The organism is Chryseobacterium sp. CG10_8 (genome assembly GCF_058117085.1).
In genome coordinates this window covers 1-9,353 of the sequence record NZ_JBYVEB010000113.1, presented here as the reverse complement: position 1 = coordinate 9,353, position 9,353 = coordinate 1, and the positions used below count along the sequence as shown (strand labels likewise).

Annotated in this window: 5 protein-coding genes; 3 read left to right on the top strand and 2 right to left on the bottom strand. The window is 34.6% G+C overall.

Going from position 1 to position 9,353, the window contains the following annotated elements; all coding sequences use genetic code 11:
* The 3 genes from AC4AGG_RS13990 to AC4AGG_RS13980 form a co-directional block, all read left to right on the top strand.
* Positions 1 to 921, top strand: a 921-nt coding sequence (locus AC4AGG_RS13990; protein WP_489772632.1) for a T9SS type A sorting domain-containing protein, incomplete at its 5' end; no start/stop codon positions are given.
* Positions 922 to 931: 10 nt separating this feature from the next.
* Entirely contained in the window at positions 932 to 3,754 is a 2,823-nt protein-coding gene (locus AC4AGG_RS13985; RefSeq protein WP_489772631.1) for a hypothetical protein, read from the top strand.
* Positions 3,755 to 3,763: 9 nt separating this feature from the next.
* The gene (locus tag AC4AGG_RS13980; protein ID WP_489772630.1) at positions 3,764 to 7,330 is read left to right on the top strand and encodes a DUF6443 domain-containing protein; all 3,567 of its coding nucleotides are present in this window, start codon (positions 3,764 to 3,766) and stop codon (positions 7,328 to 7,330) included.
* Positions 7,331 to 7,999: 669 nt separating this feature from the next.
* Here AC4AGG_RS13980 and AC4AGG_RS13975 read toward each other — a convergent pair.
* Positions 8,000 to 8,389 (bottom strand): hypothetical protein, encoded by a 390-nt coding sequence (locus AC4AGG_RS13975; protein ID WP_489772629.1) that lies wholly within the window; start codon positions 8,387 to 8,389, stop codon positions 8,000 to 8,002.
* Positions 8,390 to 8,396: 7 nt separating this feature from the next.
* Positions 8,397 to 8,969 carry a hypothetical protein gene (locus tag AC4AGG_RS13970; RefSeq protein WP_489772628.1) on the bottom strand — a complete coding sequence of 191 codons (573 nt, stop codon included), beginning with the start codon at positions 8,967 to 8,969 and terminating at the stop codon, positions 8,397 to 8,399.
* Positions 8,970 to 9,353 lie beyond the last annotated feature (384 nt).

Below are 9,353 nucleotides of genomic sequence, written 5' to 3'. Positions count from 1 at the left end.
GCGGAGTATTCTAAAACTGAAAACAAAAAAGAAAACTCAACCTCAAAAGCGCAAACTACCACTCCAATAACCTATGTGGCTAAAGCAACTGAAAACTATGGACAGGGTGATTACTGGTTAGTGAAACTGGATCAAACTGGAAAAGTACTCTGGCAGAGAACTTATGGAGGAGACCAAGATGATCACCCAAGAACTTTGATTAATACTCTTGATGGAGTACTTATAGGAGGAGAAAGTCGATCTGAAAAATCAGGAAACAAGTCCGTAGGAATAGAAGAAGGAACGGATGTGTGGCTCGTTGCTTTAGATAATAATGGTAATGAACAATGGCAGAAATCCTATTCTTTTAAAAACAGGGATATTCTCATGGGGCTCAATATGGTCATGAATGCCAAAGACTCAGAAACCAAAGGTTTTCTTCTTGGTGGATATACTCAAGCTGAAGGTAGAGTAGAGAAAGATGATGAAACTTTTTGGATGCTTTTTGTAGATTCCAATGGAAATGAAGTTTGGAGAAAACACGTGAAAGGAAAATCACAAAAGAAGGAGGAACGTTTGTCTGATCTTAAGATCAACAGAGACGGCTCCATTGTTTTAGCAGGAACAAGTGCTGAAGAGTTAGGAAAAGAAAACTGGAAGATTGTTAAGTTAGGAGATAAAGACTTAGAAGAGTTAATCGAAGAGCTCCCTATTAAGATTTATCCTAATCCAGTGGATGACTATTGTTATGTAGAGATTGGATTTAAGTTTGAGGATGCAACAATTGATTTATATGATATGAGTGGAAAACATATCCAATCTACTGCTTCTAAAAACCGTGTCACCAAGATTAACACCTCCGGACTTATACAAGGTGCCTACATCATCACCGTGAAAACCAACAATAACCAGTCTGCTAACTCTAAAATTATTAAAAAGTAAAAAACACGTTATGAGAAAGATATTATTATTAATGCTTATTGCGTCTATCATTAATGTGGTTGCACAACAATCTCAAAACCTTAATTTTGGGGATCTACCAAAGCCCGTACCCTCTGTTTCTTCACTTACAACATATTCAGACACTCCAGTTTCTTCAGCGACAGGAGTGCCAGATATCTCCTTTCCATTGCTAAGTTTGCCCTCAAATAATAATGAAATTGCTAACAGCTTGTCGCTCAGATTAAGCTATCACCCAAAAAATGTTGCATTAGGAGAACCTGTTAGTGATATTGGCTATGGCTGGTCGTTATTTGGGGGAGGAGTTATTTCCAGAGACGTAATCAATGGTGTGGATGAATACTATGATAATACATCAAATGCTAACTACTACGCGAATCCTTTTGATGATATTTATTATATCAGTTTGCCTTCCATTGCTATGAAGTTTAAAATTAATAGGGTTGGTAATAATTTCACTATCGTACCTATAACTGTTAATTCTCCAGAGTTTGTTAGAATAGAATACACTAGAACAAGCAATAATGCTACACTAATTTTAACTTCATTTACCATTACTGATTTCAACGGCATCAAGTATGTATTCAATGACTTTAGTGAGAGCATTACATCGACGGGATATACCTTCAAATCAGCCTTTTACCTATCTCAGATTAAAGACGCAAAAAATCAGATTCTTGCCAATTTTACCTACCAAAAGGACACAAGGTATGTTGACAATAATGTAAGCAGACCATACAAAATATGTAAGCTTACCGCCATTTCTTCGGTTGGGTATGGCACTATTAGTCTATCATATTCATACGATTCATCTTTAGAAAACACGATGAACGACCCCTATAGTCTTAACAATATAGTACTAAAGAATATAAATAATGTTCAAATTTCTAAATATGCATTTGATAAGGAATTTTCATTTGATTTTGGGAACCGAAGAATTTTAAAAAAACTAGTAAAATACAATGCGCTAAATGCTTTTCAAGAAGAAACCAAATTTGAATATGATTATACAAATTATCCAATGCTTGATTATTCATCTTGGAGCAACTTCTGTGCATTAATTGACGTTGAAAACATCGCTGATTCTTCATTAAGGAAGGGTTCTCTAAAGAGAGTTATACTTCCCACAAAAGGAGTTATCGAGTATGAGTTTGAACCCCATGAATACTACTTAGAAGCCAATATTGACCCAACTGTTCTAAGTAATCCTACATATCAAAATGTTCAATATATAAATGTCAAAACATTTAGTTACCCTGGTTATGGATTTGGAGGAGACATATATCGCATTTTAGGTTCAACATCTAAAACTATCTTTGTGGTAATGACAGCATCTCCCATTCCTGTTGATCCTAACTTCCAAAACTTTGACATATATCCAGAAGGGGATCCGCCTGTATCAAGCGATTTCAAAATTAATAATTCCTTAGGAACAACATGTTATTCTCACACCACACCTACAGAAAAAGTATTAGTGAAAAAATTTACAATTCCTGCGGGTTTAAATAGTATTGAGTATCTTGGAAGAGGAGAGGGAAGTATTGCTTTTTACGAATTAACAACCCTTCCTCCCCCTTACAGAAATGCTATGCTGGGGAAATATTACGGATTGCGTATTAAAAATATAAAAACTTTTGAATCAACTTCGGATACTACTCCCCAAAGAGTAATATCCTATCTCTACAATAAATTTACAGATGCAAATAGCTCAAGTGGTGAAGTTATCTACAATGAAGATGGTTTTAATGCTGATTCTTATATATTGTATAAAAATGTAGAAGTCATAGAAGGAAATGATGGAGCGGTCAAGTATTATTTTAAGACACCGTCTGATTTTTCATCGACAGTAACACCGTCCGGGACAACAACGAATTATTTTAACATTACAAAAAATGGGATTCTTGAAAAAAAGCAAACATTTAATAATCAACATGTTTTACTGGCGGAAGATATTTTTAATCCAACATTTGGACTTGCGGGCGGTGGCTATAATACAGCATTTAATGTAAGCATATTGCCGGGGCGCATTGTAAAGCAAGAAATCGTATCAAAAATAAAAAGTGATGAAAATCAAGATTATATAGAGAAAAAAATAGTTACGGAGTATAGTAGACGTAATAATTTACCTGTTTTAATAAAAGAGACTTCCGCAGATGGAACTATATCCGAAAAAAAACTATACTATCCCGTTTTTCCTCTGCTTAACCAAGCAAATATCTTTCTTGATGCCAATATTCTTAATATACCAACAATCATCGAGAATAAAACAAATGGAAAGTTGATATCAAAAATTGAAACGAAGTTTGATAACCCCAATAATTTTTATCCAACATCAGTTGTTTCTACTAATCCTATTGACAACTCTTTGGAAACTCTTATTCGATATGACAGTTATGACAGCAAGGGTAACCTTTGCCAATACACTACTGATTTAGATCCGATTACTGGCACTGGAAATCCCGTAACAATGATTTGGGGTTATAACCAAACTCTTCCTATTGCAAAAATAGAGGGAGCAACTCTTACTAATATAGGCACATTAGCATCAGATATTATTAATAAATCTAATTTGGATACAAGTGTTTCAACAGAAATAACATTGATGAATGCTCTCAATACATTTAGGAATAATTCAACACTTAAAAACTATATGATTACCACCTACACTTATGATCCTCTAGTTGGTGTCACCTCTGTTACCCCACCAAGTGGAGTGACACAACTGTACATGTATGATGTTAATAGTAAACTCAAATTGATTAAAGATGTTAATGGAAATATCATCAAAGAATCAAAATACAACTATAAACCTTAAAAAAATATCATGATGAATAATATTATAAGATTTTTAGTATTTCTGTTTGTGGGAGTAATGCAAGCCTATGCACAGAACTTAACATCCACTGAAAACTATATCTATTCCAGAACCTATCTTGAGCCTGCAACCACAGAATCGACTACAGCTAAACAACTACAGGATGTAATATACATTGATGGACTTGGAAGAGGTAAACAAAAGATAGCCTTAAAGGCATCTCCAACTCAAAAAGACCTAGTTCTTCCTGTTTTTTATGAAGATGGTCAACAGAAGAAAAAGTATCTTCCGATACCTGTAACATCTCTCAATGGAGCTTATCAATCTGGGATTAATGAAAATTCCTCAAACGCATATTATGGAGAAAACGCGTTCTCCGAATTAGCTGATGACAATTCTCCTTTAAAAAGGATAAAAGAAGTTGCTTCCTTTGGGAATGATTGGGCAATGGGAACCAATCATACAATAAAATACACTTATTCTAACAATTCAGGAAATACAATTAAGAGATTAAAGGCAGTATCAACATGGAATCCCACTGAAAAAATCAATGATATCAGTATTGATTTTGCTCCTAATGACTCATGTACTACGGGAGGGTTTTACAATGCTAACACACTTCATAAAAGTATTATTAAAGATGAAGATGGAAAAGAATCACAAGTATATAAAGATTCTAGCGGAAAAATAATATTAATAAGAAAAATTGATAACTATGCTTCCCCTTTAGATACTTATTATGTTTATGATGAGTTTGATAATCTAGTTCTTGTGATTCCTCCGAAAGCTGCCACATTTACAATCATTGCCCAGCTTAATGATGACCTTAACAAGTTGTGTTATCAATATCGATATGATAAGTACAACAGATTAGTGGAAAAAAGGTTGCCCGGAAAAGATTTTTGGGAGTCTATAGTGTATGATAAGCAAGGTCGTGTTATTTTATCTCAAGACTCTAATCAGCATGGATCTCAATGGACTTTTGTAAAATATGATCGTTTTTCAAGGGTTACTTATACTGGACTGTTTACAAGTTCTCAGACACGAAGTGCGTTACAGCAAAGTATAGATGCTAATTCAACCAATCCATTAAACAACGAATCAAGAAGTACTTCCTATATTACATATAATGGTCAAAACATTTACTATACCAACATCGCGTTTCCTTCATCTTCCATTAAAGTAATGCAGGTACATTACTATGATGACTATCCAACAGGTTCTGTTGCCAAACCAAGTACGATTTTGGGAGCCTCAACAATGAATGCAACCAATACTTCATATAATTCTAATAATATTGTTTCGCTTAGAAGTACCAAAGGGTTGCCAACAGTCAGTTTAATCAAAAATATTGAAGATGATGGTTGGACAAAAGCCTATGTGTGGTATGATACTAAAGGTAGGCTAATTGGTATGCACTCCGTGAATCATCTTGGAGGTTATACCAAAACAGAGAGACAATTAAGTTTTTCCGAAGCCGTGATGCTCTCTAACATTTATCACAAAAGGCTTTCTGTCGATGCAGAAACCGTTATTAATGAAAGATTTGTTTATGATGATGGATTTAGATTAAAACAACATTTTCACAAGGTGAATGCCCAACCTGAAACACTACTTGCAGAATATACTTATAACGATTTGGGGCAGGTGACCAGCAAAAAGGTAGGGAATAATATTCAGCAGATTGATTATTCCTATAATATCAGAGGTTGGATAAGTCAAATCAATAATCCAAGTAATTTGGGAAATGATTTATTTGCCTTTGAACTAAAATATTCCCAAACATCCAATGCCTCAGTAGTGCCTGCAAATTACAATGGAAATATTACCGAAGTCAATTGGGCAAATTCTGATGGTTTACAAAAAAGATATAGTTACTTGTATGATCAATATAACCGATTGCTTGCTGGTAAATATTCAGATCCCACCACTTTTGCTCCTCAAAATAACTACTATGACGAGAGTCTTACATATGATCCTAATGGAAATATTTTATCCTTGCAACGAAATGTTAAATTTTATTCTTTTCCAGATAATTACGCCCAACTTATTGATAATCTTTCATATAATTATACCGGAAACAAACTTACTTCCGTCACCGACTACAGCGGCAATTATAGTGGTTATCCCAGTTCATCAGGCAACACCATCGGCTATGACGCCAACGGCAATGTGATAAGTCAGCAGGATAAAGGGGTTCTTAATGTCAACTATAATGTATTAGATCTTCCAAGTTCGGTCGTATTTAATGCTACCTATATAGTACAAGACGTAGTCACAGGACTGAATGTTCAAAGGAACGTAAACACCTCCTATTTATATCGTGCGGATGGTGTAAAATTGAAAAAAAAATATACCTACCGAGCAAAGGGACTTGAAAGATATATTAATACAGAGTATTTATCCGGATTTCAGTATGAATCTGTATCATCGGATATAAATGCTCCTCAAACTTTACAATTTGTACATACCTCAGAGGGCTATTATGATTTTATAAATAATCGCTATATCTACAATTATGTTGACCACCTTGGCAACGTGAGAGTTTGTTACTACAATAATGGTGGCAGTGCAACGGTATTGGAGGAGGGAAATTACTATCCCTTTGGCTTAAAACATCCTGACGCTGGATCTGTAGATGCATACAATTATCAATATAATAGCAAAGAATGGCAGAGTGACAGTAGAACTTTCGATTATGGATGGAGGCAATACGCTCCTGAATTAGGGCGTTGGATGTCATTTGATCAATTAGCGGACGACCCTTCACAGATAGATAAGAGCCCATACGCTTTTTCGTGGAATAATCCTGCTTTTTATGTGGATACGGATGGTAGATGTCCAGATTGCCCAGATACAGGATATAGTATTGGTCAATATTGGAAAGATATTAACGGAGTTTGGTGGAAGAGGATAGATCAGGGGTGGCATAGTGCGGCAACTAATTCTTTTTCTGCCGATCCAGTAATTGTTGGAGGAGGCTATTCCTCTGGAAATACTTTTTATGCAAGTATTGGCAATCTTTGGGGATTTGGAAGTTCGGGCGGTGGAAGCGCAGGCAATGGTGTATCTGGCGGTGGTTTAGGAAGTGTGAATATTTACAACCTACCTCCAAGAATAGGAACGGGATCAGGTAATCCATTTGATACAGGTTTTAATTGGATTAATAGCCATCCAAAAACAATGACTACTGTTGCAGGGATTGTCGAAAGTTCTTCCCAATTAATATCTTCTGGATTGACGAAATGGGGTTCAAGTCCTGGTCTTTCAAAAAGTACTGTGTTTGCAGAAACTATTAGTACTGGTTTGCCTTTTTCAGCAAACACTCTAAAAGGTGCTGCCCCAGTGGTAAATGTAATTGGAAGAGCAGTTGGTGCTGTAGGTATTGCAAACACCCTTGTTCAAGGGTACCAAGGTAATATCTCTTACTCTCGAACTGCCTTAGACACAGCAATGGGGATTGTGGGTTTTTTTGGCCCTATAGGTGCAGGTATATCAATTACCTATTTTGCAAGTGTTGCCGCATATGAGTATTTTTCTGGTAACGAATTCCTTTCAAAAGATGAATATTATTAGATTTTTTAAATTATTATTTTACCACATCTATATTTACTATTTAAAGATTGATAAGGGAAATAAAGTAGTTGCAAAATTAACAACGTGGATTATTTTTACATTGATTTTTGGAATAATTTTAAACTTTGGCTATGCTACAATTCATCTTACTTTTGATGATAATTCGCAGATAAATATGTCTATCCAAATATACATCATAACTTATTTAATAGTAGCCATTTTTGTTGGAAAGGTTGTCTTTTTTGAAGGATTTAATAGTTTTTCATTCAATGATTATAATAAAAAATACTATATTTATTTTTTCCTAATAGCTGGATTTGCTTTATTCTTGGCTTTTTATTCAATTCATGTTAATCGGCTACGTTTGTGACAGTGTGTAATTAGAGGTTTCATTTATTACAGCAAGCCGGCTACATCTAACAGCTTGTAATTTTATTCTTCTTTTATAGAAATAGGATTTAACAGTATAACATTTTGCTTATTAAGCACTTATAAAAATACAATTTTTCATACAAAGCCATACGAAAATTCGTATGGCTTTGGTTTAGAAAAAAGCCACCAAATTTTAGGTGGCTTTATCATTTAGGGATTTAGACGTTTTTTATGGCAAACCCTTCTGGTAAATAGGCTTTGGATAGGGGATTGGGCATCAATTATTACGTTCAAATATTAACATATATCGATTGTGGTTCGTTTGCTCAAAATTTCTATATCCGTGCTTGTAAGTTTCTTGGAGATATACTTAATTTCAGCCAACACATTGAAGGAGCAAACTTCGTATTCGCCTTCATACAACTCACAAAATCCTTGACAAGAATTGTGAAATCTCTGTTTATCTTCATAATCAAGCTCTGGAAATGATTCATTTATCCTTTTCAGCAGTTCATCAAAACAATAATCAGATTTATTATGTGCGTAATTGGACATAAATTCACCTAGTAAAACTTCTTCTTCATTTTTAGCCTTATCAAGCAACATTTCATATGAAATGCTATCATCAAAAGCCAATCGAGTGAAGAATTGTTGCAAGTGCTGTCCGGTTGTATTCAAAGTCTTCATATTTTTTTTATTTAAAGTTAATCATTTGAGGTTCAATGGCAAAGCAGAATATCTTTTTTTTTAATGGGCTTGCAAAAGGATCATATTGGGTTGATGAAGTTATCACAAAAGAATACTCTCCAGCTTCAATATCTTGAGGAACAACGATTTCATAAGATCCGTTACCTGAATTTTTTAATGGTAAAACTAACTGATAATTTGACATATCTTTCGTTCCACCCATTGAAACTCCGGACTGTACAAAACGACGATAGGTTTTACTCTCTTTAACCTTATCAGCTTTTACAATGGTAATGCTTTCTGAAGATGCATTATCAGGTAAATTGATGTAGAACTTTGGAATGTTATTCTGCTTAAACCTAACAGCTGATTTTTTACTGTTAAAAACAGTGAGGTAGTTATTAACTCCTCCATATCCCATTCCAACTGCTTTAGCTTCCATTTTGGCGGTTGCTTTTTCAAATTGCTCCACTTTCCCATCTTTCATGAAATACGGTTCTAATGGCTTTGTTTCCTGTGCATAAATAAATGAGACATTGCATACAATGAACGTACTGAGGCTGATTACAAAATTTTTCATTTTTTGAAGTGTTTTTATTGTACCGTTCCTCGCACAGGTTAAGTAAAAAGAAAAGCGTGGAACTGAAGCCAATTCGTCAAAGAGGTACTGCGAAGAACCCGAAATCCAAATATGACTTACAGCCCACGCATATTGCATGGGCATAAGCCTATCGATTTTGGATTTCTTAGAAGATTCGCAGTTTTCTTTGACCAATACGATAGCTTACGCTTTATGTTAATTTTATTTTTCTAAAACAAAGATAGTGATTTCGAAGCAACAAAAAAAAGCCCCGAAGATAGTCGAGGCACTAAATGTTTTCACAACATGAAGCTGACTCTACAACAGGTTTTACTTGCTGTGACTCATCACAAATTTAAAAACTTTTTAAAGCATTTCACAAAA